31 protein-coding genes are annotated in these 26,564 nt (G+C 44.8%); 22 read left to right on the top strand and 9 right to left on the bottom strand.

Annotated elements, in window-relative coordinates; all coding sequences use genetic code 11:
• Positions 1-339: 339 nt before the first annotated feature.
• Positions 340-1,932, top strand: coding sequence for a hybrid sensor histidine kinase/response regulator (locus tag NDI42_RS22775; RefSeq protein WP_190456882.1), 1,593 nt, complete (start codon positions 340-342; stop codon positions 1,930-1,932).
• 31 nt (positions 1,933-1,963) lie between these two features.
• On the opposite strand, the gene NDI42_RS22780 is transcribed toward NDI42_RS22775, so the two are convergent.
• The 3 genes from NDI42_RS22780 to NDI42_RS22790 form a co-directional block, all read right to left on the bottom strand.
• Positions 1,964-2,944: an aldo/keto reductase gene (locus tag NDI42_RS22780; RefSeq protein ID WP_190456883.1), complete on the bottom strand. Its 981-nt coding sequence runs from the start codon at positions 2,942-2,944 to the stop codon at positions 1,964-1,966.
• A 22-nt stretch (positions 2,945-2,966) separates the two neighbouring features.
• Positions 2,967-3,458 carry a DinB family protein gene (locus NDI42_RS22785; RefSeq protein WP_190456886.1) on the bottom strand — a complete coding sequence of 164 codons (492 nt, stop codon included), beginning with the start codon at positions 3,456-3,458 and terminating at the stop codon, positions 2,967-2,969.
• 61 nt (positions 3,459-3,519) lie between these two features.
• Entirely contained in the window at positions 3,520-3,897 is a 378-nt protein-coding gene (locus tag NDI42_RS22790) for a MerR family transcriptional regulator (RefSeq protein ID WP_190456943.1), read from the bottom strand.
• Positions 3,898-4,176: 279 nt separating this feature from the next.
• On the opposite strand from NDI42_RS22790, the gene NDI42_RS22795 reads away from it, so the two are divergent.
• The 17 genes from NDI42_RS22795 (at position 4,177) to NDI42_RS22875 (ending at position 17,431) form a co-directional block, all read left to right on the top strand.
• Positions 4,177-5,166 carry a serine/threonine protein kinase gene (locus NDI42_RS22795; protein ID WP_190456888.1) on the top strand — a complete coding sequence of 330 codons (990 nt, stop codon included), beginning with the start codon at positions 4,177-4,179 and terminating at the stop codon, positions 5,164-5,166.
• Between the two features lie 51 nt (positions 5,167-5,217).
• On the top strand, positions 5,218-5,406 hold the full coding sequence (locus NDI42_RS22800) for a hypothetical protein (protein WP_190456891.1): 189 nt from the start codon (positions 5,218-5,220) through the stop codon (positions 5,404-5,406).
• Between the two features lie 20 nt (positions 5,407-5,426).
• Positions 5,427-6,062 carry a hypothetical protein gene (locus tag NDI42_RS22805; protein WP_199311247.1) on the top strand — a complete coding sequence of 212 codons (636 nt, stop codon included), beginning with the start codon at positions 5,427-5,429 and terminating at the stop codon, positions 6,060-6,062.
• A gap of 125 nt (positions 6,063-6,187) precedes the next feature.
• Positions 6,188-6,757 carry an HD domain-containing protein gene (locus NDI42_RS22810; RefSeq protein WP_190456893.1) on the top strand — a complete coding sequence of 190 codons (570 nt, stop codon included), beginning with the start codon at positions 6,188-6,190 and terminating at the stop codon, positions 6,755-6,757.
• Positions 6,758-7,162: 405 nt separating this feature from the next.
• Positions 7,163-7,411 (top strand): hypothetical protein, encoded by a 249-nt coding sequence (locus tag NDI42_RS22815; protein ID WP_190444638.1) that lies wholly within the window; start codon positions 7,163-7,165, stop codon positions 7,409-7,411.
• Positions 7,412-7,673: 262 nt separating this feature from the next.
• Positions 7,674-7,952: a DUF2267 domain-containing protein gene (locus NDI42_RS22820; RefSeq protein WP_190456895.1), complete on the top strand. Its 279-nt coding sequence runs from the start codon at positions 7,674-7,676 to the stop codon at positions 7,950-7,952.
• An 88-nt stretch (positions 7,953-8,040) separates the two neighbouring features.
• Positions 8,041-9,141, top strand: coding sequence for a DJ-1/PfpI/YhbO family deglycase/protease (locus NDI42_RS22825; RefSeq protein ID WP_190456897.1), 1,101 nt, complete (start codon positions 8,041-8,043; stop codon positions 9,139-9,141).
• Positions 9,142-9,302: 161 nt separating this feature from the next.
• Positions 9,303-10,178 (top strand): SDR family NAD(P)-dependent oxidoreductase, encoded by an 876-nt coding sequence (locus tag NDI42_RS22830; RefSeq protein WP_190456899.1) that lies wholly within the window; start codon positions 9,303-9,305, stop codon positions 10,176-10,178.
• 95 nt (positions 10,179-10,273) lie between these two features.
• Complete coding sequence (locus NDI42_RS22835; protein ID WP_190456901.1) at positions 10,274-10,990, top strand: SRPBCC family protein; 717 nt, start codon at positions 10,274-10,276, stop codon at positions 10,988-10,990.
• An 81-nt stretch (positions 10,991-11,071) separates the two neighbouring features.
• The gene (locus tag NDI42_RS22840) at positions 11,072-11,476 is read left to right on the top strand and encodes a hypothetical protein (protein ID WP_190456902.1); all 405 of its coding nucleotides are present in this window, start codon (positions 11,072-11,074) and stop codon (positions 11,474-11,476) included.
• 386 nt (positions 11,477-11,862) lie between these two features.
• Entirely contained in the window at positions 11,863-13,032 is a 1,170-nt protein-coding gene (locus NDI42_RS22845; protein WP_190456904.1) for a zinc-dependent alcohol dehydrogenase, read from the top strand.
• 72 nt (positions 13,033-13,104) lie between these two features.
• On the top strand, positions 13,105-13,533 hold the full coding sequence (locus NDI42_RS22850) for a hypothetical protein (RefSeq protein ID WP_190456906.1): 429 nt from the start codon (positions 13,105-13,107) through the stop codon (positions 13,531-13,533).
• A 252-nt stretch (positions 13,534-13,785) separates the two neighbouring features.
• On the top strand, positions 13,786-14,955 hold the full coding sequence (locus tag NDI42_RS22855) for a zinc-dependent alcohol dehydrogenase (protein ID WP_190456907.1): 1,170 nt from the start codon (positions 13,786-13,788) through the stop codon (positions 14,953-14,955).
• Positions 14,956-14,964: 9 nt separating this feature from the next.
• Positions 14,965-15,147: a hypothetical protein gene (locus NDI42_RS22860; RefSeq protein WP_190422832.1), complete on the top strand. Its 183-nt coding sequence runs from the start codon at positions 14,965-14,967 to the stop codon at positions 15,145-15,147.
• A 154-nt stretch (positions 15,148-15,301) separates the two neighbouring features.
• Positions 15,302-15,643 carry a cupin domain-containing protein gene (locus tag NDI42_RS22865; protein ID WP_190456909.1) on the top strand — a complete coding sequence of 114 codons (342 nt, stop codon included), beginning with the start codon at positions 15,302-15,304 and terminating at the stop codon, positions 15,641-15,643.
• Positions 15,644-15,981: 338 nt separating this feature from the next.
• Positions 15,982-16,857 carry a manganese catalase gene (locus NDI42_RS22870; protein ID WP_190456911.1) on the top strand — a complete coding sequence of 292 codons (876 nt, stop codon included), beginning with the start codon at positions 15,982-15,984 and terminating at the stop codon, positions 16,855-16,857.
• A 367-nt stretch (positions 16,858-17,224) separates the two neighbouring features.
• Positions 17,225-17,431 carry a hypothetical protein gene (locus NDI42_RS22875; protein ID WP_190456913.1) on the top strand — a complete coding sequence of 69 codons (207 nt, stop codon included), beginning with the start codon at positions 17,225-17,227 and terminating at the stop codon, positions 17,429-17,431.
• Positions 17,432-17,640: 209 nt separating this feature from the next.
• Here the strand turns inward: NDI42_RS22875 and NDI42_RS22880 are convergent, their stop codons facing one another.
• From NDI42_RS22880 to NDI42_RS22890, 3 genes are all read right to left on the bottom strand, one after another.
• On the bottom strand, positions 17,641-18,324 hold the full coding sequence (locus NDI42_RS22880) for an MAE_28990/MAE_18760 family HEPN-like nuclease (RefSeq protein ID WP_190456915.1): 684 nt from the start codon (positions 18,322-18,324) through the stop codon (positions 17,641-17,643).
• Positions 18,321-19,403: a DUF262 domain-containing protein gene (locus NDI42_RS22885; protein ID WP_190456917.1), complete on the bottom strand. Its 1,083-nt coding sequence runs from the start codon at positions 19,401-19,403 to the stop codon at positions 18,321-18,323. Before NDI42_RS22885 ends, NDI42_RS22880 begins: the two co-directional genes overlap by 4 nt.
• Positions 19,404-19,736: 333 nt before the next feature.
• Entirely contained in the window at positions 19,737-20,108 is a 372-nt protein-coding gene (locus tag NDI42_RS22890; RefSeq protein WP_190456919.1) for a helix-turn-helix transcriptional regulator, read from the bottom strand.
• A 193-nt stretch (positions 20,109-20,301) separates the two neighbouring features.
• Between NDI42_RS22890 and NDI42_RS22895 the strand changes: the two genes are divergently transcribed.
• From NDI42_RS22895 to NDI42_RS22910, 4 genes are all read left to right on the top strand, one after another.
• Positions 20,302-20,532, top strand: a complete 231-nt coding sequence (locus NDI42_RS22895) for a hypothetical protein (protein WP_190456921.1) — start codon at positions 20,302-20,304, stop codon at positions 20,530-20,532.
• A gap of 7 nt (positions 20,533-20,539) precedes the next feature.
• A complete protein-coding gene (locus tag NDI42_RS22900; protein ID WP_190456922.1) occupies positions 20,540-20,902 on the top strand; it encodes a hypothetical protein in 363 nt (120 codons plus the stop codon).
• 281 nt (positions 20,903-21,183) lie between these two features.
• Positions 21,184-23,196, top strand: a complete 2,013-nt coding sequence (locus tag NDI42_RS22905; RefSeq protein WP_190456923.1) for a hypothetical protein — start codon at positions 21,184-21,186, stop codon at positions 23,194-23,196.
• Positions 23,197-23,335: 139 nt separating this feature from the next.
• The gene (locus tag NDI42_RS22910) at positions 23,336-24,004 is read left to right on the top strand and encodes an HAD family hydrolase (protein ID WP_190456925.1); all 669 of its coding nucleotides are present in this window, start codon (positions 23,336-23,338) and stop codon (positions 24,002-24,004) included.
• Positions 24,005-24,121: 117 nt separating this feature from the next.
• On the opposite strand, the gene NDI42_RS22915 is transcribed toward NDI42_RS22910, so the two are convergent.
• The 3 genes from NDI42_RS22915 to pdxH all read right to left on the bottom strand — a co-directional run bounded on the left by NDI42_RS22915 (position 24,122) and on the right by pdxH (position 26,438).
• On the bottom strand, positions 24,122-24,547 hold the full coding sequence (locus NDI42_RS22915) for a translation initiation factor (protein WP_190456927.1): 426 nt from the start codon (positions 24,545-24,547) through the stop codon (positions 24,122-24,124).
• Between the two features lie 150 nt (positions 24,548-24,697).
• On the bottom strand, positions 24,698-25,210 hold the full coding sequence (locus tag NDI42_RS22920; RefSeq protein ID WP_190456929.1) for a hypothetical protein: 513 nt from the start codon (positions 25,208-25,210) through the stop codon (positions 24,698-24,700).
• A 583-nt stretch (positions 25,211-25,793) separates the two neighbouring features.
• Positions 25,794-26,438, bottom strand: a complete 645-nt coding sequence (pdxH, locus tag NDI42_RS22925) for a pyridoxamine 5'-phosphate oxidase (RefSeq protein ID WP_190456931.1) — start codon at positions 26,436-26,438, stop codon at positions 25,794-25,796.
• Positions 26,439-26,564 lie beyond the last annotated feature (126 nt).

A 26,564-nucleotide genomic window follows, 5' to 3' on the forward strand; every position in this document is an offset into this window, starting at 1 on the left:
AATGCGCCCTATGTGTCAATCACCATCGGGCTTTACTCCCTATTACATACAATAAAGTTATCTCTCTTTTTATTGTTCCGCTATGTATTTAGCATACTAAGTACTGAAGAGCCAAACTTATTAAGTTTAGCCCCTGCTACATGCTAACGGCTACAAAAAACTTTGTCCGGCAGTTACTCGTCACCAAAGCAAGCAAGTAGTAGTACCTAATCAAAGGTTACAGCTTTTTGTCATGTTTGTATTGTTAATGTATATTATGTACAATTTATACCAGCCGTCAAGCACTCAGCAATCTGCTGACTGCCTTTAAGCGAAGATCAGCCACTGTGAGGAATGCAGATGAAGTTAGAGCTGCGTGTTCTAATAGTTGAAGACTCAGAGGAAGATGCTGAACTGCTAATATATGAACTAAAGAGCGGTGATTACCATCCTATATACGAACGGGTGGACACAGCAGATGGTTTCATAGCAGCGCTTGATAAACAGCATTGGGATATTGTCATTGCTGATTACTCTATGCCTTGTTTTAGCGCTCCTGCTGCTTTAAGTTTGTTGCAGGAGAATAAACTGGATATACCATTCATTATTGTGTCAGGAACCATCGGTGAAGAGATGGCTGTTGATGCTATGAAAGCTGGAGCTTCTGACTACGTCATGAAAGGCAACTTGGCGCGACTTATCCCTGCTGTTGAGCGCGAGTTACGTGAAGCCCTCCAGCGGCAAAAACGACGGGAAGCGGAACAAGCTTTACGCGAGAAAGAAGAACGATTTCGCTCTCTAATTGAAAATGCCTTAGATATTATTACAGTTGTGAGTCCTGATGGCAATGTGTATTATATAAGCCCCTCTGTTCATAGAGTTTTGGGTTATGAATCAGAAGAATTACTTGAAAAAAACCTCTTTTTTTACATTCACCCTGAGGATGTAACTGAAGTTATTGATAACCTACATCAGGCACTTAATAAACCCAGTAGCACGTTATTTACAAAGTTTCGATTTCAGCATCAAGATGGTTCTTGGCGTGTGCTTGAAGGTGTTTGTAAAAAGATTATTTATTCGCCAGAACTAGCAAGTATTGTTGTTAACTGTCGCGATATTACAGAGCGTCAGCAAGCTGAAGAGATTTGCCGGGAACTGGAGAAACAAAAAGAATTAAACGAAAGTAAATTTAACTTTGTTTCTATAATGTCGCACGAGTTTCGCAATCCGCTCAATATTATTACAATATCTGCTGAATTACTGGAAAACTATAGCGATGTTGCCAGTAAAGAGCAAAAATATTTGTACTTTCAGCGCATTCGAGCTGCTGCTCGAAATATGACGCAGTTGTTAGATGATATTCTGACAATCAGTAAAGCGGAAGTCGGGAAATTAGAGATAAAACCAGCTACCCTTGATTTAGCAAAATTTTGCTTGGAATTGGTGGAGGAGATGCAGTTTAGTAATGCAGGTAATGCGGTCAATTTTGTTTTTAAAGGCGGAGAAGTTGATGGACAACAAAGTCAGGAATCGGAAGCAGGAACGATAACAAATTGTTGTAGCTTAGCTTATATGGATGAAAAACTGCTGCGGCATATTTTTATTAATTTGCTTTCAAATGCTATTAAGTATTCACCCGCAGGAGGTGAGGTGCTATTTGAACTTTCTTGTCAGAATTACGAGGCAATTATCCAAGTTAAGGATCAAGGTATCGGGATTCCTGCAAATGACCAAAAACGACTATTTGAAGTGTTTCATCGAGCAGGAAATGTGGGCAAGATTCCTGGTACGGGGCTGGGATTATCTATTGTCAAAAAGTTCGTGGAATTGCACGGGGGCAAGATTGAAGTAAGTAGTGAAGTTGGAGTGGGTAGCACCTTTACAGTTAAGCTGCCATTGCAAAGTCAGAGATTAACAGAATCGCGCCACACCTACTCATGTGGCGCGAACTAAAATTTTTGGTATTCTCGTTAAAGGCAATTTCTTAACGATTTACGGAACTCATATCCGCGTAGCGATCGCCTGCTGCAACGTTGTTGGGTGCTACTTCGTCAAGGCGCGATCGCTCTTGTTGACTTAAGGTAATGGCAGCTGCTGCCACATTCTCCTCTAAGTAGGCACGGCGCTTGGTTCCGGGGATCGGTACGATATCGTCTCCCTGCGAGAGCAACCACGCTAAAGCTAGTTGTCCCGGCGTGACACCCTTTTCGCTGGCAATTTCCTTCACCCGTTCAACGAGTTGCAGATTCTTTTGAAAATTCTCGCCTTGGAAGCGTGGCAAATGCTGGCGGTAATCATCGGGAGCAAAATTATCGGGACTGGTAATTTGTCCTGAAAGAAACCCCCGTCCAAGTGGACTATATGCCACAAAGCCAATTCCCAATTCCCGTACTGTAGGTAAAATCTCATCTTCAGGCTCCCGCTGCCAAAGCGAGTATTCTGATTGCAAAGCAGTAATCGGGTGAACTGCATGGGCGCGTCGAATCGTCGCCGGAGCAGCTTCAGAAAGCCCCAGGAAGCGGACTTTGCCTTGCTTGACTAATTCTGCCATTGCGCCGAGTGTTTCCTGAATGGGAACGTTGGGATCGACGCGGTGCTGGTAGTAGAGGTCAATGTAATCAAGTCCAAGGCGTTGCAGCGAAGCATCGCACGCCTGCTGTACGTATTCCGGACTGCCATTAATACCTCGGAAACCACTATCCTCGCCACGTTGGATGCCGAATTTTGTAGCTAGTATGACCGCATCGCGACGGTCTTTAATAGCTTTTCCTACCAGCTTTTCATTCTCCCCGGTTCCGTACATATCAGCAGTATCGAGCAGGGTGACACCGAGATCCAGTGCGCGGTGAATGGTATCAATTGATTGGGCTTCATCGCCTGCGCCGTAGAACTCGGACATTCCCATACATCCCAGTCCCAGTTCCGAAACCATCAATCCTTGGCTTCCGAGTTTGCGTACTTTCATTGTTCCTTTTCTCCTTATCAAGTTACGGTCGAACAATCCGGTGCATATCCAGAACTGGCGGGGCGATTTCTGTCTGGGTTATCATGTCGTGAATTTGCCCCCGGTGGTGTGTCTGGTGATTGAAAAAGTGGGCAACTAACAAATTAACGGGATCAGTATAAATTTTTCCGGCGTTATTTCGGTACTGAATCGTACCCGCCAAAAATTCTTCGGTTAAACCAGAGGCAAAGCTTTCAATCCGCTCATCTTCTGCTATACGCGCTTGGTTGAGTTGGTCGAAGTCTTCATAAAGGATGGCGTTGAGTCCGGTGGATGGGATTTCTTGGCCCTGGAAACGTGTCAACCAGATGCGATCGCCCACCATAATATGATTTAGTGTCCCGTGGATACTTTTGAAAAATGCTGGCCTAATCTTCTGGCGTTCTGCATCCGAAAGCAAAGCGCAAGTTTCATAAAGTTTGCGATTCGAGAGTCTGTTGTATCGTGCCAGCATCTGGAAGTGCTGTATAAGCATACTGGTTTCCACCTCCTAATTGTATTACCTTAACGTTAACGTTAGATTAACTAGAAAAAAATTACTGGTTGCTGACCTCCTCGATATATTGCTGTATCCGGGCGATATTAGCTTGCAAATCTCCGCGAAACTGCTCTAAAGCGGCGATTTTTTCGTCAGTCTCCTGAAGATGAGTTTGCAGAATTTCCAGTAGTTTCTGCTTACCCCGTAACATGGTCGGTTCTTCAAAAAACAGGTCGATGATACTGCTAATCTCTTCCAGGCTTAATCCCAATCCTTTGAGCGCATCAATTTTGCGGAGTCTGGCTAGTTCAAGCTCTGTGTAGTAGCGAAAGCCTTTGCCTTGCCGCTCAGCAGGGCCAAGTAACCCCAGATCCTCGTAGTAGCGAATTGTTCGCGGAGTCACGCCTGCTTTGAGGGCAAGCTCTCCGATTCGCATTTTTTCAGTCACGCTCTAGTTGATCCGCAGACATTGACGTTAACGTTAAATTTAGTCTAGCGATTCTCTAGCGCAGTGTCAATCACGTTGCAATAGCTCTCGTTCCCAGGCACAGCCTGGGAACGCAAATAAACAGGCTCTGTTTTGTATTAACTTCCTCTTCCTAGCTAGGAAGAAAAATTGCTTGTATTTACGCCTTTGATATGGTACAAATGTACTAAAAAAGGCATCGCTTCAGCCTATCTTATAAACCGATGCAAGCGTCTTGGAGGCTTGAAAATGGCTTGGAATCCTGGGCAAAAGTTGCAGAACGGCAAGTACACTATCGAAAAAGTGCTAGGGCAAGGTGGTTTTGGGATTACCTATCTGGTGAAGAACAAAAAAGGTAATCTGCTGGTAGTTAAAACCCTAAATAGTTGGGTGCAACGCTGGTGTGACTTTGCCAAACTTCAGCAGGATTTCCTGAATGAGGCACTGCGACTGTCCAAATTTAATCATCCTCATATCGTGAAAATTGATGAGGTGGTTCAAGAGGCTGGGCTATGGTGCATTGTGATGGAATATATCGATGGGGAAAGTCTAGCTTCTCACGTTTGGAATCAAGGGATTTTGCCAGAAACGGAAGCATTACGGTACATTCAACAGATTGGTGATGCGCTGACGGTTATTCATGAGCGTAGTTTACTGCACCGGGATGTAAAGCCGCTAAATATCATGTTGCGAAAGGGTAAGACTGAAGCTGTACTGATAGACTTTGGCATCGCCCGCGAGTTTACCCCAAATTTGACGCAGACACAGACGGAATTTTGCTCTAGTGGCTTTGCGCCAATTGAGCAGTACGATTGGCGGGGGAAAAGGGGTGCTTATACTGATGTTTATTCTTTGGCGGCGACGCTGTATACTTTGTTAACTGCACAAGTGCCGCTGCCTTCACCAATGAGAGCTTATGGAATGCGACTGGAGCCACCCAAGCAGATAAATTCGCTGCTGAGCGATCGCATAAATCGCGCTATTCTCAAAGGTATGGCATTAAAGCCAGAGGAGCGATCGCAGTCAGTACAGGAATGGCTGGGATTGTTGGGCATTGGCGCACCAAGAATTGCCAACGGCAGTCCCCTGAGAGAGTGGCAAGAGCGATTGCGTAAAGCGCAGGAAGATAAATTAAAAGATAATGGTGATTGGCGGGAGCGATTTCGGAAAGCGCAGGAAGATAACTTAAAAGATAATGATGATTGGCGTGAGAAATGGCGAAAAGCCTGTGAAAAGTGATGCACTCTTCATGGGTTATGCAAGCATAATTATGAATTGGTTTGCATTTGAGTGCAAGCTGAGTGGGAGTTTTTCGTTTCCCTAGGTTCCCCAGAAAAGATGCGATCGCATCTCTTATCTGGGGAACCTAGAGCGATCGCTCTTGCGTCAAATCTGAATATGGTTGGTGCTGCTGATTTATATCCTTTCAGCATTTTCTGGGGTAGAAACAGCAGCTTTTTATGGCTAAATACGTGTTGATATAAAAACAGTAAAAAAATATGGTGAAAAGGTTTCACCGCATAATTTTGACTAATGCGTGTATAGCTGCCAGTTTTATTCTGGCTAAACCAACATACGCATCACAGTTCACGGCACCATTGCCAGAATTATTTCTCAGCGCCGATCCTTCTAATCTACCGGCTCGGATTTTAGATCTACCACCTGGGTTAAGGACTGAGCCGATCCTAGAGGAATTTGACTTCGATATATGTAAAGATATTCCCTTGGGTGTAGGTATACCAGGATTTCAACCAGGAGTACATAATAGCGTTGTCCAAAACATTCTGGGCGCTCCTAGCGGAAATCTCCGAGGCTACTGGCCCAATACTCGTGCCATATTCTATCAATTAGTACCAGACGAAGTTAGCCTCGGTTTTCTACTTGACAAAGCTTCAGGAATGGTACGTCAAACTGAGGCTGCTTTCGCCCAAGAAGTAGACCATCAGGTGATGTTGGTGACGTTGAATAGTATGTTGGGTTGCCAAATCAACGATGAAATCAAGCAGGGGTTACAACAAGTAAAGCAGCGTCAGTCTCGCAAGTATTCTTTTTCTGTTAAAGCCCTTAAAGGTGTGATTGAGAGAGATAGGAGCGATCGCGTCTACATTGGAATTTGGCAGGCAGGATTACACTGAAAATGGGGATTGGGGATTGGGAATTGGGAATTGGGGATTGGGGATTGGGGATTGGGGAAGAGGAAAAAGTCTTACCTAGTTCCTAGTCCCTAGTCCCCAGTCCCCATCACCCTATTACACAAATTATGCTTTCAGAACGCTTTACCGAAGCCCTAACCTTTGCTACTCATCTGCACGCGAACCAAACTCGCAAAGGTTCGGGTGTGCCATATATTGCTCATTTACTTGGAGTTGCCAGTATTGTGCTAGAGCATGGTGGTAATGAAGAGGAAGCGATCGCAGCCTTACTCCATGATGCTATCGAAGATCAAGGCGGTGCCGCTACGCGGGAAGAAATTCGCCGCAGGTTCGGGGATACCGTCACAGAAATTGTAGACGGTTGCACTGATTCTGACATTACACCCAAACCGCCTTGGCGACAGCGTAAAGAAGCTTATATCGCCCACCTTCCCACAGCTTCCAAAAACATACTTCTTGTTTCTGCTGCCGATAAACTGCACAACGCTCGCTCAATTTTAAATGATTACCGTGTTGTGGGCGAGTCGCTTTGGGAACGTTTCAAAGGAGGCAAAGAAGGAACGCTTTGGTATTATCGTTCTCTGGTTAAAGCATTTCGTAAAGGTAGTTCAATGCCATTAATTGACGAGTTAGATCGGGTAGTTTGCGAGATAGAAGAAATTAGTAAAGACTGCTAACTGTTAATAGAATAATTGTAAATTTCACTTGTACAATTAAGCGAAATAGCCTCCACTCTAACGGTAATTTCCTGCGGTAACGCCATCATTTTTTATAAAAAATATCTCGCCTGTAGATTCCTGCGAATCCTCAAATAGGAGGGAAAAGTGGCGCGTTTAGATAAATGCCTAAGTAATTACTACTACAACTTTAATTTTTTGAATATTTTAGGGAAATTTAAAGTTATTAGATGTAAGGATAGCTATTTCTAGTAAAAAATACGTATTACTTTGGAGCGAATTTGCAACCTTGCATATCTATCACTTAGGAGCGAAGCAGACTCTTAGAGTGAATACATAGGCTTAAAGGCAAGACGCAGCCCAATGGGCTGGATTGTCAGCGCTTATTGATTGGAGGGAAAAAATATGTCTGATCGCGATAATGAACAATACACCGGAACCGCAGACGAACACTATAACCTGATCAGCGTACTATACCACGCTCTAGAGGGTGCCAGCACCTATGAAATCTACGTCCAAGACGCTGAGGAAGCTGGAGATGATGAACTGATAGAGTTTTTCCAACAACTGCAAGACGAAGAGTACCAACGCGCTGAACGAGCCAAAGAATTGCTGGCAAAGCGGATTGCAGCACCGCAGCCTGTAGGTAGATAGTTATTGATTGAGATAGCCGCACCTGAAGGTGTGGCGCAAGCTTGCTGAGAGGGGATAATGCTTCTTTTGGGAAAAAATCCTTTCTTTTGGGCGAGTGAGTGTGCAGAGCGTGAAAGCGGAAATTAGTTAAGAAATATCAAGCGATCGCACTCACAAATAAAGTATAAAAATTCGTTTTTGCCCTTTGTTTGAGACGCAATAAGTTGGTGTCTCTAGAAAACTCCCCCTCAGCCTTCAGTCTGATTTATCTAGGAGGTTGCAAGTGAATTACAACCAATTTATTAAACAGGTTCAGAGTGTTGCTCAGCTAAACCATTGCCAGGAAGCGGAACGTACCACTTGCGCCACACTAGAGTTTTATCAGCGTGTTAGTGAAAGAGAGGGTGTAAATTCTACCCATGCGGCAACTCATGCGCGGGCAGTATTTACGGTGCTGCAAGAAGCTGCGACACCTGGTGAATTAGAAGATATCCGCGCTAATTTTTTCGATAATTACCAGGAGCTATTCAGAGTAATTCAGGGAATAAAAAGTTTTAATTGAAAATTAGTAAAAATTAGAACTTTTGGTTGTTTTATTTCTGGAGTAGCCCAAAATTTTTCAAGATAACTTAAGATATTGGAGGAAAAACATGACAGTTAGCAATAATAACACCAGTAAGAAAAAAGTAGCTATCCTCATCGAGAACGGTGTGGAAGATTTTGAATTTCAAGTGCCTTACAAAGCGCTACAAATGGCGGGAATGGAAGTGGTTGTACTCGGTTCTCGGATGAACGAGAACTATATTGGTAAACAAGGCAAATTGTCAATGAAACCGGATGGCACGACAACAGAAGCGATCGCGCTTGATTTCGATGCTGTGATTATCCCCGGTGGCATGGCTCCCGACACAATGCGGACAAACCCGAATACAGTCCGCTTCGTACAAGACGCAATGGAAGCAGGAAAACTGGTGGCCGCTGTTTGTCACGGGCCGCAAGTTTTAATTGAAGGCGACTTGCTGAAAGGTAAACAAGCTACTGGCTTCTTTTCCATCCGCAAAGACATGATGAATGCGGGTGCAAATTATGTAGATGAACCAGTGGTAATTGATGGCAACTTGATTACTTCTCGTCAACCGGGAGATTTGCCAATTTTCACCACAGCAATTCTCAGCCGTCTTGGTTACGGTGGCAAAGAAGCGGCTTTACCAAATGAGAACGATATAACTGCGGAATGGTGGAAACTAGCCGATTCTTGGGGTGGCTCTACCAAGGGCGATATTGTTAAAGGGTTGAATACAGCTCTGACGGGTGAGCGTTATTCGCAAGAAACATTTGAGCAGTATGCGGAAAAAACTTCAGATCCGGAGTTGCGATCGCTTCTGCAAGACATGATTCAAAATAAGCAGGGTCACATCCAGATGCTGGAATCTCGCATCAAAGAACTGGGTGAAAACCTCTCGATCCCGGCGCAAGCTGCTGATAAATATGCCAAATTGAAAACTGCCCTCCAAGGTAGTGATGATACCGATTTGTTGCGTCGGACAATGGGCGATCTCCAAACTGGTGTTGTGGATGTCAATAACCTGCGGGTGAAATTTACCGATCCAGTTACAACTGCAATTTTGACGCAGATTGAAGTGGAACTTTCAAAGTATGAGCAGTGTTTAGCATCCCTCTACAAAGCACGCATGGCAAGTGGAGAAGTTATGCCTGCTAAGCCGACAAGCGCTCCTGCTGTGAAGATGTAAAGTTGGAGTTTGTAGGGTGGATAATACCTACCCTACAACCCTAATTTTTAGTGTTTTACCCCTTTTTTAGGGGATGCTTGAGGGGATCTTTTCCAGGTATTTAGCGTTGTTATCCCCCAACCCCTTTTTAAGGGGATGCTCAGAAAAAGCGAGGTTTTAAGGTGAGTAGAAGGTTAGAAGGTAAAGTTGCCATTATCACGGGCGCAGGTGCGGGAATAGGAGAAGCGATCGCGCACAAATTTGCCAAACTTGGTGCCACAGTTGTTGTTAATGGACTCCCCGACGACCCCATCAATGAGGTGACAGAAGCGATTAAGCACTATGGTGGAAAAGCGATCGCTTACGCGGGTGATATTTCTGAAGAAACCCATGCCCAAGCTTGTGTAAAAACAGCAATTGATCATTTTGGGCGATTGGATATTTTAGTAAATAATGCAGGTGTTTTTCTCGCGACTGCGGAAACTCAGGATTATCCAATCGATATTTTTGATAAAACCATACGGATGAATATCCGTTCCGCGTTTTTGATGACAAAGTATGCTCTACCGCACTTACAAAAAACGCACGGTAACATCGTCTCCGCTGGTTCTGAGGCTGGTTTCAATGGAATAGCAAGAAATTCCCCATATGGCGGTACAAAAGGCTGGATGCACTCATTTATGAAAGGCGTTGCTGTTGAGCAAGCCAAGTATGGTGTCCGCGCTAATTGTGTTTGTCCCGGTGCAATTGATACTGCTTGGACGCACAAAGAAACGGGGCCAATGGATGCAAAAATGGAAAAAATGTTGATTAATGCAACTCCGATGGCTCGACGCGGTACAGCGGAAGAAATGGCAAATGTTTATGCTTTTATTGCCTCGGATGAAGCAAGTTATGTTACGGGTGCTTTGTGGTTAGCTGATGGCGGTGTCACAGTCGCCAAAGGAAGTGTAGGCGAAGAAACTCCAGAGGAATTGCGTGCTGAACCGCAAGGAGAACTCCGTCTAGATCATTCCAGGGAAGGGCTAGAAAATAAAGAAGTTCAAACTGTTAGTTAGGGGTTGGGGGCTGGGGACTAGGTACTGGGAAAGATTATTTCCAATCCCCAATCCCCAATTCCCACTTTTCTATTACCAATTGAGGAAATTAAGAAATGGCATCAAGTCAAGATATCGTACCCAGTAATCAGCCGGAAGGTAGTAGCAGTAGCAATGTGTCAGATGTTGAACGTTGGGGTTCGCTAATTAGCGGCGGCGCAATGGTGCTAATGGGTTTAAGACAACGTTCTCTGAGGGGAGCCTTGATGGCGATCGCAGGCGGAAGTTTAGTTTATCACGGCGCAAAAGCAGATAAAAGCATTCAAGACACCATACAGGAAAAAGCGGCCATGAGTGACAGCATTAAAGTTGAAAAAACTGTAACGATAAACAAACCAGCAGACGAACTTTATCGCTTTTGGCATAACTTTGAGAACCTGCCCAACTTTATGAAGCATCTCAAGTCTGTGACAGTTTACAATGAGACGCGATCGCACTGGATAGCTAATGCACCCTTGGGCGCAAGTGTGGAGTGGGATGCAGACATAATTAACCAGAAAGAAAACGAGTTTATTGCGTGGGCTTCTGCTGAAGACGCAGATATTGATAACTCTGGTTTTGTTCGGTTTACGCCTGCACCAAACAATCGCGGTACAGAAGTAAAAGTCGTCATTGAGTATAACCCGCCCGGTGGTGCAGTTGGGGCAGCGATCGCTAAACTTTTCGGTGAAGCACCACAACAGCAAATCGGAGACGATCTCCGCCGCTTTAAAATGCTCATGGAAGCTGGCGAAATTGCCACCACAGAAGGTCAACCTTCCGGAAGAAGTTAAGAATTTTATCCTATGGGATTCTTAAAAAAGGGCAGCTGAATTGTTGCCTTCAAACTTTAAAACTCGTAATGGAGAAACCAAATGAATCAAACAATTAAGCGACTACAGAATATTGGCTTACGCCTGGTTACAGTTTTTCTGGCAGCGATCGCATTTTTAGTCATTCCGGCTTTTAGCAACAGCGTGTCGGTGCAAGCGCAAGCAGCAGAAACCCGCTTTGATCCCGCTGATCCTTACGCAATCGACAGCGAGACGATTGAGAAAGTCAAAGACATGGCTGAAGACCATGTAGGCGACAGAGGAAGTATTGGCAATACTGGCTTGAAGAACATCAAAAAGCTAGGAGAAAATATTTCCGAAACAACTGACGTTATCCGCAGCCAAAGGTTTGATAACGATCGAGGCGCTGATATGGGCGATCCTCGTGTTGTTCAAGACAAAAATTATGAGGGAATATCCGTAACTAAAGACCGCGCACCCAGGTAATTTGACTTCTACAACACTGGTTGTGAAATTAACTGAGAACTGACCTAATACACTTCATTTAGGGCTAAAAAGCTAAAGCCATTGTAGGTTGGGTCTTTGGAGTAAACCTCAATCGTGAGCAGCATTTGTTGAGGTTCCCATATTCAACCCAACCTACAATTATCCCTTAATTGAACGGTATTCAGAGCTAACAGAAGACGCTTCGGTTAGACAATCAGAAGAAAGAAACCGGATTTCAAGGTGATAAATGGGCAACTGAGTTATCAGGAAAACTAAGAAACCGGATTTCTTCCTTAAAAGTGCTGAGTGTTTCGGCTAAGGGTGCTGAGTAGTTAGAAGCAGATCGAAACGTTTGCACAATCCAAAATCTCAAATCCGAATAAGATATGAAAGCTGTTTGTTGGTACGGTGCAAATGATGTGCGGGTCGAAAACGTACCTGATCCGAGAATTCTCAACCCGCGCGATGCCATCCTCAAAATTACATCAGCAACCATCTGCGGTTCTGACTTGCACATTTACGATGGCTACATCCCGACGATGAAACAGGGTGACATTCTAGGTCACGAATTTATGGGGGAAGTCGTCGAAATTGGCAGTCAAGTCAAAACGTTGAAAAAAGGCGATCGCGTAGTCGTCTCTTCCATCATCGGCTGCGGTCAATGCAACTATTGCAATCAGCAAAAGTGGTCATTGTGCGACAACTCTAACCCCAACGCTTGGATGCAAGAGAAAGTATTCGGGTTTGGCACATCCGGAATCTTCGGCTACTCCCACTTATTCGGTGGCTACGCAGGTGCCTTTGCTGAATACGTGCGCGTTCCCTTCGCCGATCATGGTGCAGTCAAAGTTCCTCAAGACATCCCCGATGAAAAAATCCTGCCCATCTCCGACGCTTTCCCCACAGGCTACATGGGTGCAGAATTCTGCAATATTCAGCCCGGAGATATCGTAGCAATCTGGGGTTGCGGCCCGGTCGGATTATTCGCCATGCGAAGCGCCTATATGCTCGGTGCCGAGAGAGTTATCGCCATCGACCGCGTTCCCGAACGCCTCCAAATGGCTAGAGACTTCGGCAAAGCCGAGACTATCAACTACGAGGAAGTTGATGCTGGCGAAGCACTTAAAGAAATGACCGGAGGACGCGGCCCGGATTCCTGTCTTGATGCTGTGGGACTAGAAGCACACGGCATGGGTCTTGAGGGATTTTTCGACGAAGCCAAACAGTCGGTACGCCTGGAAACCGACCGCCCCTCAGTGCTGCGGCAAATGATGGTGGCTTGTCGCAAAGGCGGCACCTTGTCAATTATGGGCGTTTATAGTGGCTTTGTGGACAAAATGCCGATGGGTGCAGCCTTTAACAAAGGCTTGACCTTCAGAATGGGGCAAATGTTCGGTCAGAAGTATATGCCGATGTTGTTGGATCGAGTTATGAATGGCGAAATCGATCCATCTGTCGTGTTTACCCATCGCTTACCTCTTGAAGAAACGAAGCAAGGCTTTGAAATTTTCAAGCACAAAAAAGATAACTGCATCAAAGTGCTGCTAAAGCCTTGAAATAGCTAAGAGTAATCCACAATTAGCAATTAGTCATTAGCAGCATTCACATTATCAAATGGAGTTTTTTCGATGAACAAAGTAATTTCTTTTCTGCAAAATGTTCGCTTGCGCCAGATTGTAAGTGCTTTTCTGGTCGCAGTAGCACTTTTGGTTGGCAGCGCTTTCGGTTACGGCAACCAAATTCAAGCGCAAGCTAATTCCACTACATTGACACCAGAGGCTGATTCTTACAAAGTTAAAGGTGCTGATAGTTCGCTACGTACTGACATTGGAAATGCCACTAACCAGGCTGAAGATACGGGCAGCAGCATAATTGATAAAATTGAAGATGTTGCTGAAAATATCAAAGAGAAGCTGAATCTTGACGAACCGCTTCCCCCCAGCACTAAGAAGTTTATCAATCAAGTTGAAGACGCTACGGGAGTAGATGACGGCTTAGAGCAAGGTATCAATGATGCTGCTAATAACGTTACCAGCAGCAAACCTTATTACAAGTAATTCGCACTCATTAGCCAGAACTATAGCAATCCTAATCGATTTTAAAAACTTTCTTCTTTTTCTCTTTCCTTCGTGTACTTCGCGCCTTTGCGGTTCGTAAAAAAAAGAAAATTTAACAAACCGCGTTGGTGGAGTCTGCGCGTTAGCGCTTAGACGCGCAGGTAAGAGAGAAAAGAGAAAATTGTATGAATCATTTAGGGCTGCTATACCTAGCTAATGACTAATAACTAATGATTTAAGGAGAAAAATTTAATGAAAGCAGTTTGCTGGCATGGTGCAAATGATGTGCGGGTGGATACAGTACCCGATCCAAAAATTCTCAACCCACGTGATGCAATTATTAAAATTACATCTACGGCGATTTGCGGTTCCGACTTGCACCTTTACGACGGCTACATCCCTACGATGCAGGCCGGAGATATTCTCGGTCACGAGTTCATGGGGGAAGTCGTTGAACTTGGGAGTGCGGTAAAAAATGTAAAAGTAGGCGATCGCGTAGTCGTCCCCTTCACCATCGCCTGCGGCAGCTGCTTCTTCTGCAACCGCGACTTGTGGTCTTTGTGTGACAACTCCAACCCCAACGCTTGGATGGCAGAACAAATGATGGGTCATTCGCCATCAGGACTCTTCGGCTACTCCCACTTGTTCGGCGGTTACGCTGGAGGTCAGGCAGAATATGCGCGGGTGCCATTTGCCGATGTCGGCTTGTTCAAAATTCCCGACGGTTTAACAGACGATCAGGTGCTTTTCCTCACCGACATCTTCCCCACCGGATACATGGCGGCGGAAAATTGCAATATTCAACCTGGTGATACCGTAGCCGTCTGGGGTTGCGGCCCTGTAGGACAGTTTGCTATCAAAAGTGCCTTTATGCTAGGTGCAGAGCGCGTCATCGCTATTGACCGCATTCCCGAACGCCTACAAATGGCGAAAGAGCAATGCGGGGCGGAAGTTCTCAACTATGAAGAAATTGAGGTTGGCGACGCACTTAAAGAAATGACAGGCGGACGCGGGCCTGATTCTTGTCTGGATGCAGTCGGGATGGAGGCTCACGGTACAGGGCCTATGGCATTATACGACCAGGTAAAGCAAGCCGTGCGTCTGGAAACCGACCGACCCACCGCCCTGCGCCAAGTAATGCTTGCTTGCAGCAAAGGCGGTCATGTATCGCTGGCGGGTGTTTACGGTGGCTTCCTTGACAAAATCCCAATGGGTGCAGCTTTTAACAAAGGCTTGACATTCAAAATGGGGCAAACCCATGTCCATAGATACTTAAAACCGTTGCTGGAACGTGTGCAGAACGGCGAAATTGATCCGTCTTTCGTAATCACACATCGTTTGCCTTTAGATGAAGCAAAGCACGGTTACGAGATTTTTAAGCATAAAAAAGACAATTGCATCAAGGTTGTACTAAAACCGTGAGGTGAGAGGGTGGATATCGACCAAGGCATAAAGCTTGAAAAAAAGGTGATGATCGAAAAATCCCTCCTTGAAATTTATCGCTTTATCGAAGAACTAGAACAGCAAGCAAAAGCCAATCAGCAAAGGTTTAAAGAAGCGATACAAGCAGCCGAAATCCTCACCACTGAAAGTCAATCTTCAGGGCTTAAGTAAGCTGCTAATATCCTTTAATTTGCACAGTGGAGCGGGCATTTTGTCCTCTCCACTATAAAATTTTTTATTTGGTGCAGGCTGTAAAGCTGATGATGGCGATTTACACCGCCCGATCTGGCAAAAAAATCAAACTTTAAATAAGGAGCAACGAAACATGAGCGATACAACTGTAATGAAAGTAGACTCTACTAATTCCCCTAAAGGTGAGATGGGACAAAAATATCTCGCATCAGGCAAAACTGTCTCAATGCGCCTTTGGGAAGATGAGCAACCAGGTGAACCCAAAGAACCAGCTGCACGCGATTATGAAACTGTCGGCTACGTAATCAAAGGTCGCGCCGAGTTGCACCTTGAGAGCCAGATGGTATTACTGGAATCGGGCGATTCTTGGGTAGTTCCCAAAGGTACATCCCACACCTACCGGATTCTCGAACCCTTTACAGCAGTTGAAGCAACCAGTCCACCCGCTCAAGTTCACGGACGCGACGAGAATTAAGCCAAGGCTTGTATATAAGCTCACTTGAAAAAGTAACAATAAAAAACCCGGTTTCTTCAAGAAGGCGGGTTTTTTTATGTTGGTGATAATTTAGACGTTAGTATAGTTAAATATTTTAATAATTCAACAATAAATATATACATATTGATGAAAAAATAAAAAAAATATTAGTTTAAAGTTGTCCTCCTACAGGCTGATGTACAGCCATAAAATCGATAGTTAACTAAAAGGCATAAAGGACACAATTTTTGAGTTTTGAGCGGTGACATATCTGGGGAAATGACTAATTTGTAACCTTAGATATTGTCCTAACGCTCAATTCAACTAAGGAGATTTGAATGTTTTATCACAAGAAGCAACTACAGTATTTCAAACCACCGGAAAAGCCGGATGCACTTTACGCAAAGAAGATTCAAGAACTCATCGGCGGCACCTTTGGCGAGATGACCGTGATGATGCAATACCTGTTTCAGGGTTGGAACTGCCGAGGGCCTGCTAAGTACCGTGATCTGCTGCTTGACACCGGTACCGAGGAAATCGGCCACGTAGAGATGCTAGCTACAATGATCGCCCACCTGTTAGATAAAGCGCCTCTATCAGTCCAAGAAGAAGGTGCCGCAGATCGGTTAGTGGGTGCCGTCATGGGCGGTAGTAACGTGCGCGATGAGATTATGGCGGCGGCGATGAATCCACAGCACTCCATTGTTTCTGGTTTAGGTGCAATGCCCTCTGACAGCGTTGGTTTCCCTTGGAACGGTCGCTTTATCGTTTCCAGCGGCAACCTGTTGGCAGATTTCCGCTCAAATCTTCATGCGGAGTCACAGGGACGCTTGCAGGCGGTACGGATGTACGAAATGTCAGACGATCCGGGTGTGAAAGATACGCTCTCGTTTATGATCGCCCGCGATACGATGCACCAAAATCAGTGGATGGCGGCAATTAAGGATCTGGAAGATTCTGGACTTGAAACTTCACCTGTTCCAAGCTCCTTCCCTCTGGAATTGGAGAAGCGGGAATATGCCTATCAGTTCTGGAACCACTCTGAAGGCACCGAAAGTGCTGAAGGGCGCTGGGCGAAGGGTGAATCGATGGACGGCAAAGGGCAGTTTGAGTACATTGCGAATCCGCAACCGTTAGGCCCAGAACCTACACCTCCACCCGCTGAACCTAAGTTGCACGGGACACCAGGTTTTGAAAAGGCAAAACATACATAGATGAGACTTGAGAATTAGGGATTAGCTTGTCAGAGTGTCAGCTAATTCTCAACAGAAATCTAACGAATGTTATCGAGGCTAAGACTTCTCAACACACCTGTATTTTTGCAGGTGTGTATTTTTTTTTGTAAGGTGATTTCCTTGCTGGGTTGGTAGGCGATCGCATCTTCACAGAAAAACGAGCAAAAAGCGCGATCGCGTTCTGAATACTTTTAGCTGATGGCTTCCTCCTGTGTGGTATAGGATTAGGCGCAAAGACAGCATACTGTCACGGATGCTACTTAGGAAATAAGCAGGGAGGGGGACGTAAGTTTATCCTAAATTTTGCTTTCCTTAAAATGGATGGGTATTTAGGAGAAACTTTTAAATGAAAGAAAATTCGATTACTCGAAAGCATCTTGTTTATAGTCTGCTGACGGGTCTGCTGATCGGTGCGATCGCTGGCGCACCGATAGGCTGGGTTACTCATCGCGCCTATGCTGAGCAACGTTTCGCTAAGAATTTAATTTGCCGAGAGCAACATAGAAATCAGCCTGAAGCTGTTGTTCAATCTATCTGCGGCTCAAGATTCTAAAGTTTTCTAATAATCATTGTCCTCGTATGCGATCGCGTCCTTTTTTATTGCATCTGGTAAGGATGCGATCGCCGTACAGGTTATTTTGGCAGAATTGGATTTTTCGAGAGGATGCGATCTCCCCTGCCTTAATTAGGAAATTTCTGAATGTTAGCTATCCATAACAATACAATTTATACAATTTATAATAAGTAATAATTATCTATATTTTAATCTAAATATTCTTGATCTTTTAAGTATTTTTGGATATTTCCTAATATTTGACTTAGATATTCTACTACCTCTTGCTTTATTTCCAATAGTTCCTCTATAGTCTTGTCCCGTCCCACTTCTTCAAAGGACTTATTTCCATGTGCTAAATCATTTCTGGTTTCTCTCACAAGTAAAATATTAGATCCATCTTTTGTTTTAGAGCAATCAGTAAGATGTGAAAATCCATATTTTTTTGCTGTTTCTTTAATTACCTTAGCATCCACATTCCCTGAAAATATTTTTTCCGGGAATGTGGTTGTAATAATGTCAATAGAAATTTGAGATATTTTGGGATGGATGTCTTTAGCCGTTGAACTTTTCAAATAAGTTTGAAGGTTTTTTAGCACAGTCATTTTGATTTCAGGTTTAATTTTATCAAAACATACTCCTTTACTTCGGAATTCATCAAATATTGCTTCAATAGCATTACGCATAGTAGATTCAACTAAGTTATAAAGCAATAAAAAACTATTTGCTTTCAGAGTTTTTGCTAATTCTGAATCTATGTTTTGTGTTTTATATCCACCAGCACTATCGCTAACAGCTAATTTGGTTGTTTCTTTAATCAAACTTTCTAAAAAAATGAAGTATTGATCCACCTCTTGAACCCGTGTATTAAAATCTATGATAACAGTATTCATGATTCGCCTAGCAGTTGATCACGCACATACTCAATACGCTTAACTACTTTAAGTCTTGAACTGCTTCCATCACCGCTAGCGTATTTCTTAAAATCCTCTGAATCAAGCCATTTTGTAGACTTTGGTTTAATATCTTTTTTTTCTGCCAATGCAAGAGCAATACCTACAGAAAGAGACTCAAATTTAATGCGAGTAGTTGTTTTAGCATAATCTTTACCTTGCCGAAATCCTTTTGGAAAATATTTTTCTACGAAATCTAACATCGATAGGAATTGTGTCTGCATTTTTTCACGATCAAAGGTCTTATCCTCGTTAGCTGCTTTCAGATAGTCATCAAGAAATTCGTTTACTTTGTTGGCATTGAAATTTTTATAGTTGTTTAAAAATGCAAAGAACCGCAACACAAATTCTTGGGGTTCACGCCTGTTGATCGCAACCTCAGCAAACGAGCATAAATCACGAAATTTGGATATCTTCGATAGTTCGTCAATCAAATCAAGGAACGAGCCACGCAGTATACCTCTGCGCTTTTCCATTTCGTTCAAGTCAACACTACCTGTATTAATGCGTTCAAATATATCTCTCCGCACTTCCTCATCTGCATTTTCGGTTAGTTGGATCATCCGAAGAGTAGTCCGATTGAAGCGCTTTTGACGAGCAAGCGGTAAATCAGCAAAGGTGAAGTCATTCAGTTTCGTTAGCTTCTTAAGTTCCCTTAACGTGAGTTCATTGTTAATAAATCTAGCCAGGGTACGGATGCGTTGTGAACCATCTATAATCTCTAAACGCGCTTCATTTTCCTTATCAGGGATGTCAGCAACGAAAATGTAAGGTATGGGTAAGCCTAAAAGTACGGACTCAATAAATTTTGATTGCCTTGCTTCATCCCAAGCCATTTCTCGCTGGTAATCTGGTATGAATAACTCATTAGTCTCGTCATACATTCCTTCTATGTATTTTTGAACAAGTATTTCGACTGGATACTCTTTTGTATCGTACTTAACGGGCTGCTGCTTCGTCCGAATTTCTGCCTCAGCAGCCTCTTTCTGTTCATCCGTGATCTCTAGTTTAGGTGGCATAATTTATACTTCAGGCAGCGGGTTTGACAATCAGAACGCAGTACATAAAAACACCAGTGTATTAACCTTCTGGCTCTATTATTCTTGCGAATACCATAATAGACTATGTTTCGCTTTTGCTACTTAATACAAGCAAGTCAGTTTCATCATTTGCCTTAGGATAGCCGAGCGCTCTACGTAACAACAATGCCAGCACAGACTAATGCTTGATTGGTGAGGATAATCTTTTCTTAGTTATTTTTCTGACGTAAACCGTGTAGTTTTTGAGCCAAGCACGCGAATAGATTAGATCGCGCCCTTTTTTCTTACACCAAAAAACAAAGTGAGCGCTCCTTAATTTCGCTTTTGGGGAGGATGCTTTTCCATAGCCGCAACTAGGTCATCAAGGCTGCATTGCAGAATCTCTGTCAGACGCTTGGTTTGGGTAAAGGTTAAGCGTGGCTCCTCTTCCTCTGTTGAAAGTTGCTTCCCTGTCGCCACGATGAGTTCATTAAGAGAGCATTGCAACCCATCCACCAGCTTCTTTGTCTGGGTCAAGGTCAAACATGGCTCGTGTTCTCCTCTCTCCCAAGCACTAACAGTCTTGATCGTCACGTCAAGAATATCAGCTAGCTTTCGCTGTGTCAGTCCAGCACGCTTTCTCAATTCCGCAAGTGTGAGTTGATATTCCTGGTTTTTTGGTTGATCCTCTTTCTCTTTTGTCATATTATAGGTTTGTGTACACGTAGCGTGTATAGAACCAGTTATCAGAAGCACGAAAAAAGGGCAGACAGCCTAAAAAGCCATCGTTTGGCTAGTTGGCTGCCCGGAATAGTTGTTTCTCAGAACAAAAAGTGTAACAGCCTATGCGACCAATATCGTTCGCCTTGGCAATCTTTGTCGTGTCCATAAAAGATTTATGACCTACTTTAACCAGCTGCATCCCTGGTGCATCATCCGCCCGATGCCTAACTTACAGTCAGTTGTCGTTGCCCGTTTTCGTCGTCGCAGCGACGCGCAAGCACATCTGCAAATTCTCCAGCGCATGGTTGCAGGCGCGACCTACGAAATCATCTTCGACGTGACACCAGAACCCGCCAACCAGACTAACGAGATGGAGTTAGCCCAACCCAATTCTCACCTCAACTGAAGCGAATATGACCATTTTGTTTCGCCGGATTAAACCTTTCAAGTTTCGGATCACTTTTGACCTAATTGCCAAATTTTTAGGCATTCCTCAATCCCAGATTGTACGTGCTGAATGCTGGCGTTATATATTGTTTGTTCATCGTAGCGATCGCGGCGGGCAATTCATTAGTTACCGCAAACTTGTTTTGTGGATACAAGCGATCGCGTCTTTAATTCACACTTGCACAACCCTGGAAGACTTGTGGCAAATGGGCTTGTGGGTTCGGCAGGAGTGCCAGAAATTTGATTATGACCAGCGGATCATTGATTACCTGCGCCGAATCTGGATTAAACGCAGAGACGCTCTCAGAAGCCCTGAACTAAAGCCCTGAATTAAAGTTGGAGGCTAAAAGCTCAAGTCCGTTTCAACGGACTGAAATGCTTGCTGTATATGAAATTTAACCTGTTTAACAGGTTTTAGCTTTGAGTCCTGAACTAAAGTTCGGACTCCTGGCGCCAGCGCCATTCCACCATAGCCAGCTTTCTCAAAATCAAGAAAATAGGGCATTTTACCGTATATAACCCTACAATCAGAGCTTCAACCTCCAGGCAGACGAAAGATGGCGTTTTTACCTTTAAAGTGCGTACTGGTGACTGCTATCTGTGAGGCATCATGCGATCGCGCCCAATTCTTCTACTTGGTTTAGTTCTTCTGGTGATAGGCTTCTTTGCTTATCAAATTGAGATAGGTATTCCTGCCACACCCAGCGTCTACAACACTTTTACACCCCTCACGAAGCCTGCACCGCAACAGATTGGTTCGTATGATGTTTTGGGGTATGTAATTGACAAAGAAGAGGCAGATAAGCTGCTGGAGACGGAGGAAGGGCGCAAGCAACTTTCACCGGAAAATGGCGCTGTTGCTGTCACAGAAGACTTAATTAACCTGGGACGCAAAGCTTTTTACGCAGAAACTTTTAAAGATCAAATCTTTCAAACGGATGTTGTCGGGGCGCTGAATGGGCCAATCAACCTCGTGACGATGACGAAAGCGATCGCGCGGCTGGGAGGAAAACATACCACTAACCTTCAGATTCCGATCGATAAAGATGTCACCATCGGCGGTAGAACTTTTAGATCAGGCACCTTGCTGAACACCGGGATGGACGTACCTACAGGTTCAATTCTGCCCTTGGGAATGCGTACCAGCATCGAGAAGGGTAAAGTGCGCGTGGGGATAACCTGCGCCTTGTGTCATACAGCAATAGATGGTAAAAGTGGGCGCGTTATCGAAGGTGCGCCAAACAACGATCTCAACACTGGCTTAGTGTTGGCTATGGCTACCAACTCAGCCGCGATGTTTCGCCAGACGGGTGTAAATCCTACCAAAATGCCAGTAGGCGATCGCACTTACATTAATGCTGATGGAGAAAAAGCACGTTTGCCAGATGCCAAAGCCCTAGAAGATGCCGTCGATGCCGATTTACTAACTTGGCCTCCCGGCAACTTTGATTCCACTGGCACCATGACCAACAATCCTTCCCAGATTCCATCCTCCTATACCCACGATGCTTGGCCTTATGGCTGGAGTGGACATTCTGCTGTCGGCTGGTTTCACGGACTGACCACCCTTAATAGCAACGTCCATGCTACCAACTCAGACGCGACAACCGGAGCTGATGGCAGTCAGCCGCTATTGGGTATTGACAAAGAGACTTATTTAGGGATTATTTTCCAAAATTCAGCAAATAAAGCTTTCCGGTTGCCAAAAGGGGCGAAACCATCCCAATTCTTTAACAAGATCGATCCGACACCGGGGGAACCGGGGATGAACGAGACGATTCGGATGCCAGAATACCCCAAAGGTTCTCTATTTATGCTGGACGGGTTAATGGCAAACTCACCAGGATACCCAGTAGGCGAACAACTCAACGGAATGTCAGCTTTTCAGAATACCTTGGCACCGCCACCCCTTCAAACTGCCAGCACAGAAACTTTAAAGCGCGGTGCGGCGATTTTCGCAAAAGCTAGTTGCGTTGAATGTCATAGCGGACGCTACTTCACTAACCATCAGGTAATTGCAGAGCAAGAGATTCGCACTCAGCCCTCACGAGGCCCCGCGCAGGCTCCTTTTGCCCGCATCTTAGTACCACCAAAAACTTATCCGAGTAATGTCCCCGTACCCTTGCCAACTGATCCGCCTGTGTTACCAGTGCCAACTGATATTACACCGCAGCGATCGCTTGAACTAGCCTTTGCCATCAACAACCCCAAAGGCGGTTACAAGGTGCCTAGTTTAATTGGTCTTGCCGTCACCGCGCCTTATCTGCACGATGGAGGTGTAGCAGCTTCTTCCCAAGCGCTGAAGCAAGATAAAAAAGGCTTTAGAATCGTCAAGCGTGACGAAATAGGCATGGCAGGCACGTTGCTTAAAGGCATTCAACCCGATCCTAGTGCAAGTTTGCGAGTGCTGTTAGATCGCAAATTGCGTAAGCAAACAGTTGCAGCTAACCGGGCTAATTCCGACTTAAAACAGTCGAATGTAGATGGTAGCGGACACAATTATTGGGTAGACAAAAGTGCTGGCTTTAATGCTCAAGATCAGACCGATTTAATTCAATTCCTGCTGTCGTTGGATGACGACCCAGAAGTTCTACCTGCTGACGTTATAGCGTCAAAAAATTAGCCATCTTCCACTCGCGTTCCCAGTCTCCGGCTGGGAATGCGTAATTGGGTCGATCGCCTCATATTATTCCACACTTTGACCGAAGAGAGAGCCTCCGCGAGTGCGTTCCCAAACAGAATTTTAAATAGGAGTTTTTACAATGAAATTGCAAGGCGTAATTCTAGATGTTGATGGTACGTTGGTTCTGAGCAATGATGCCCACGCCCAAGCTTGGGTTGAGGCATTTGCCGCGTATGGTTATGAAGTACCATTTGAGAAAGTTCGACCGCTTATTGGTATGGGTGGCGATAAAGTCATACCGCAAATGGTGGCAGAACTTAATGACGAAGAAGGTGATGGGAAAGCCATTTCTCAGAAGCGAAAAGAACTGATTATCGAAAAATTTTCACCGACTTTATCTCCAACACAGGGCGCAAGAGAACTGCTGTTAAAGATGCAGCAGGAAGGGTTGCAGCTAATTATCGCTACCTCGGCTACAAGTGAAGAACTTTCCCATTTATTAAAAGCTGCACAAGTTGATGACTTGCTTGATCAGGCGACAACATCCAGCGATGCAGAAGCTTCTAAACCAGCACCAGATATTGTGGAAGCAGCATTGAAGAAAATCCAGATGGAACCAACGCAGATGGTGATGATTGCGGATACGCCCTACGATATTGAATCCGCAAATAAAGCTGGTGTGGATGTAATTGCGTTGCGCTGTGGTGGCTTTGCTGATGAGCAATTCAAGAATGCGATCGCTATCTACGATCACCCAGCCGATTTGTTGGCAAATTATGACACTTCTCCCTTAAGCCAAACTGCTTAAAGTCTATTTTCTTCTCAAAGGTTCCCATGAAAAAAGGCAGTAACGCGATCGCGCTACTGCCTTTTTTTTTACCTACACCGCCTCATCAAAACCAACGTCTCAAATAGCGGCAAAGCTTTACCATCGGGTGTTTTCTTGGTCAGCCGGATCGCCATAGGGATCTTCGCTGGCGGGGCGAACATCACCAAACTGCCCGTAGGGATCTTGATCCGCCGGATCGCCGTAGGGATCTTGGCTGGCTGGGATAACATTGCCGAACTGTCCGTAGGGATCTTGATCCGCTGGATCGCCATAAGGATCTTGGCTGGCTGGGATAACATTGCCGAACTGTCCGTAGGGATCTTGATCTGCTGGATCGCCATAAGGATCTTGGCTGGCTGGGATAACATTGCCAAACTGATCCTGATAACTATCCTGATATGCCGGATCGCCGTAGGGATCTTCGCTAGCTGGACGTACCCGTTGATCGTAGTTTTCTACGTTTTGCTCATCGTTAGAGTCAGTAAAGACCTCGGTCAGCTTTCGGAAAAATCCATCTACCATGATCTATCTCCTTTCTCAAATTGTTGTGGAACGGGTGTGTAGAGGATATAAACCTATTCCACAACGCCGTTATGTTTCTGAATGTTTCTCGTTACCTTTCGGGCATTAGGCGCGATGCGATCGCGCTTTCCAATCTCAAAGTATTAGGGTTTACTGTGCTGGGGCTGGAATTGGTGGGGCTGAAGCTGCACCCGCCAGATCCGTGAGATCCCGGCCTGTGGCGCTGCCGTTATAGCCTTGGAAGTCACGGTACTGTCGCGCCTCCGCCTCCGGAACTTGAATCCCTTCAGGTGGCGGTGTTACCCAGTGAGCGCGATTCTGGGCATCGCGATAATAAATGCGCCCGTTCTTGGAAAGGTAATATTGCCCCTCGGGCCCTTGCTCTTGCTTGTTCTTATGCTTGTTGTAGAGATAGTAGAGTGCGGCTGCTCCCGCCAAAATCGCCACTTTCTGACCCGTTGACAATCCTTTTTTCTTCGCTTGGGGTTGGTTTGCAGGTGGAGGATTGTTAACAGTGCCAACACGGGTATCGTCAATAGGTGGAGGTGGGGCAGAACTCTGCGATTGTCCGCAGGCACCTATAAACGGAACCATAAGCAGCACTGAAAGCAGCAGCGCCATTGAGCGGGAAAATCTTTTACGCTGTCGGTCAATTTTATTCATTGAATTTCCTGTCCTCCCTCTGTTACAGGACGTTTTTTCCTAAAGTGATTTACGAACCTGCGCTGTTGTCAAAGCACATTGCTATTTAATTAATTTGCACAAGCGCCTTGGAAACAATGGTTTTGTAAATGATGTAGAACACCACAATTACACCCTTATTGTTTTCATTTAATAATGAGCAAATTTCTGAATAATTCCCTACAGCTTCAGATAGAAGTTTTATAAGTTACTTCATTCCAGAGGAATACTCACAAAGATGAGCCATAAATTATGGAAATATTTAATAGGTAGCAATACAAATAAAAGGCTTAGCTTATCTTCGAGGTGAAAGCTGAGTTTAAAAGATGCGATCGCTATCTATAAGGCAATACAGTCCAATTAAGAATAGTTACAAGCTTTCGATTTTTAACTTCTTCGTGAACCGTACTGATTTATAGCAGTCCTAAATGATTCTTGAAGGCAAAATCCCCGACTTCTTAGAAAAGTCGGGGATCTCAAGGGTTGGCTCACAACTGTGCCGAGGATTGTTACATCAGGAGCCAGCCGATCTATTGGCTCATTATCCCCAGCCTGTAGTTCGTTTCTAAGGCGACAGGCGCTCAATTACCCAGCTACCATCATCGCGAAGCTGGTAAAACAAGCGATCGTGCAGGCGACTCGGACGACCCTGCCAAAATTCGATCCCTGTTGGGATCACTCGATAGCCTCCCCAGTGCTGTGGTCTGGGAATCTCCTGGTTTTCAAATTTCCCTTTCAATTCTTCTAACCGTTGCTCAAGCACCTCGCGGCTGTCGATGACTTGACTTTGGTGCGAAGCCCAAGCACCCAGCTGACTTAAGAGCGGACGGCTGTGAAAATAGGTATCAGACTCTTCATCTGAAACCTTCTCTACCCGCCCTTCAATCCGCACCTGGCGTTCCAGTTCCGCCCACCAAAAAACTAACGATGCCCACGGATTTTCCTGAAGTTGCTGTGCTTTGTGACTCTCGTAATTACTGTAGAAGACGAAGCCTCGTTCGTCGAAGTCCTTGAGTAACACCATTCTGGCGCTTGGGTTGCCAACAGCCGTCGCCGTGGCAAGAGTCATCGCATTGGGTTCAGGCAGTTGGGCTTCTCGTGCCTGGTCAAACCACTTGCGAAATTGTTTGAAGGGATTGGGGTCAGCATCAGCTCGCTCAAGCCCGGATCTTTTGTAATCTTTACGCAGATCCGCTACACTTATATCCATTTTGGTTTCTCAATTAACTTCATTTCCTAATAGGTATTTTCTCGCAGCCCTTGACTCCAATTTTTTACCTTTTAAAAAAGATACCAATTTGCCGATAAGTCTATAAACTATAGACTGTCGATACCT

This window comes from Funiculus sociatus GB2-C1, assembly GCF_039962115.1.
Lineage (GTDB): Bacteria > Cyanobacteriota > Cyanobacteriia > Cyanobacteriales > FACHB-T130 > Funiculus > Funiculus sociatus.

Bases quoted from the DNA above. Each gene is read 5' to 3' on its own strand.
- NDI42_RS22775 (WP_190456882.1), top strand. From the start codon at position 340: ATGAAGTTAGAGCTGCGTGTTCTAATAGTTGAAGACTCAGAGGAAGAT.
- NDI42_RS22780 (WP_190456883.1), bottom strand. From the start codon at position 2,944: ATGAAAGTACGCAAACTCGGAAGCCAAGGATTGATGGTTTCGGAACTG.
- NDI42_RS22785 (WP_190456886.1), bottom strand. From the start codon at position 3,458: ATGCTTATACAGCACTTCCAGATGCTGGCACGATACAACAGACTCTCG.
- NDI42_RS22790 (WP_190456943.1), bottom strand. From the start codon at position 3,897: ATGCGAATCGGAGAGCTTGCCCTCAAAGCAGGCGTGACTCCGCGAACA.
- NDI42_RS22795 (WP_190456888.1), top strand. From the start codon at position 4,177: ATGGCTTGGAATCCTGGGCAAAAGTTGCAGAACGGCAAGTACACTATC.
- NDI42_RS22805 (WP_199311247.1), top strand. From the start codon at position 5,427: ATGGTGAAAAGGTTTCACCGCATAATTTTGACTAATGCGTGTATAGCT.
- NDI42_RS22810 (WP_190456893.1), top strand. From the start codon at position 6,188: ATGCTTTCAGAACGCTTTACCGAAGCCCTAACCTTTGCTACTCATCTG.
- NDI42_RS22815 (WP_190444638.1), top strand. From the start codon at position 7,163: ATGTCTGATCGCGATAATGAACAATACACCGGAACCGCAGACGAACAC.
- NDI42_RS22825 (WP_190456897.1), top strand. From the start codon at position 8,041: ATGACAGTTAGCAATAATAACACCAGTAAGAAAAAAGTAGCTATCCTC.
- NDI42_RS22835 (WP_190456901.1), top strand. From the start codon at position 10,274: ATGGCATCAAGTCAAGATATCGTACCCAGTAATCAGCCGGAAGGTAGT.
- NDI42_RS22840 (WP_190456902.1), top strand. From the start codon at position 11,072: ATGAATCAAACAATTAAGCGACTACAGAATATTGGCTTACGCCTGGTT.
- NDI42_RS22845 (WP_190456904.1), top strand. From the start codon at position 11,863: ATGAAAGCTGTTTGTTGGTACGGTGCAAATGATGTGCGGGTCGAAAAC.
- NDI42_RS22850 (WP_190456906.1), top strand. From the start codon at position 13,105: ATGAACAAAGTAATTTCTTTTCTGCAAAATGTTCGCTTGCGCCAGATT.
- NDI42_RS22855 (WP_190456907.1), top strand. From the start codon at position 13,786: ATGAAAGCAGTTTGCTGGCATGGTGCAAATGATGTGCGGGTGGATACA.
- NDI42_RS22865 (WP_190456909.1), top strand. From the start codon at position 15,302: ATGAGCGATACAACTGTAATGAAAGTAGACTCTACTAATTCCCCTAAA.
- NDI42_RS22870 (WP_190456911.1), top strand. From the start codon at position 15,982: ATGTTTTATCACAAGAAGCAACTACAGTATTTCAAACCACCGGAAAAG.
- NDI42_RS22875 (WP_190456913.1), top strand. From the start codon at position 17,225: ATGAAAGAAAATTCGATTACTCGAAAGCATCTTGTTTATAGTCTGCTG.
- NDI42_RS22880 (WP_190456915.1), bottom strand. From the start codon at position 18,324: ATGAATACTGTTATCATAGATTTTAATACACGGGTTCAAGAGGTGGAT.
- NDI42_RS22885 (WP_190456917.1), bottom strand. From the start codon at position 19,403: ATGCCACCTAAACTAGAGATCACGGATGAACAGAAAGAGGCTGCTGAG.
- NDI42_RS22890 (WP_190456919.1), bottom strand. From the start codon at position 20,108: ATGACAAAAGAGAAAGAGGATCAACCAAAAAACCAGGAATATCAACTC.
- NDI42_RS22895 (WP_190456921.1), top strand. From the start codon at position 20,302: ATGACCTACTTTAACCAGCTGCATCCCTGGTGCATCATCCGCCCGATG.
- NDI42_RS22900 (WP_190456922.1), top strand. From the start codon at position 20,540: ATGACCATTTTGTTTCGCCGGATTAAACCTTTCAAGTTTCGGATCACT.
- NDI42_RS22905 (WP_190456923.1), top strand. From the start codon at position 21,184: ATGCGATCGCGCCCAATTCTTCTACTTGGTTTAGTTCTTCTGGTGATA.
- NDI42_RS22910 (WP_190456925.1), top strand. From the start codon at position 23,336: ATGAAATTGCAAGGCGTAATTCTAGATGTTGATGGTACGTTGGTTCTG.
- NDI42_RS22915 (WP_190456927.1), bottom strand. From the start codon at position 24,547: ATGGTAGATGGATTTTTCCGAAAGCTGACCGAGGTCTTTACTGACTCT.
- NDI42_RS22920 (WP_190456929.1), bottom strand. From the start codon at position 25,210: ATGAATAAAATTGACCGACAGCGTAAAAGATTTTCCCGCTCAATGGCG.
- pdxH (WP_190456931.1), bottom strand. From the start codon at position 26,438: ATGGATATAAGTGTAGCGGATCTGCGTAAAGATTACAAAAGATCCGGG.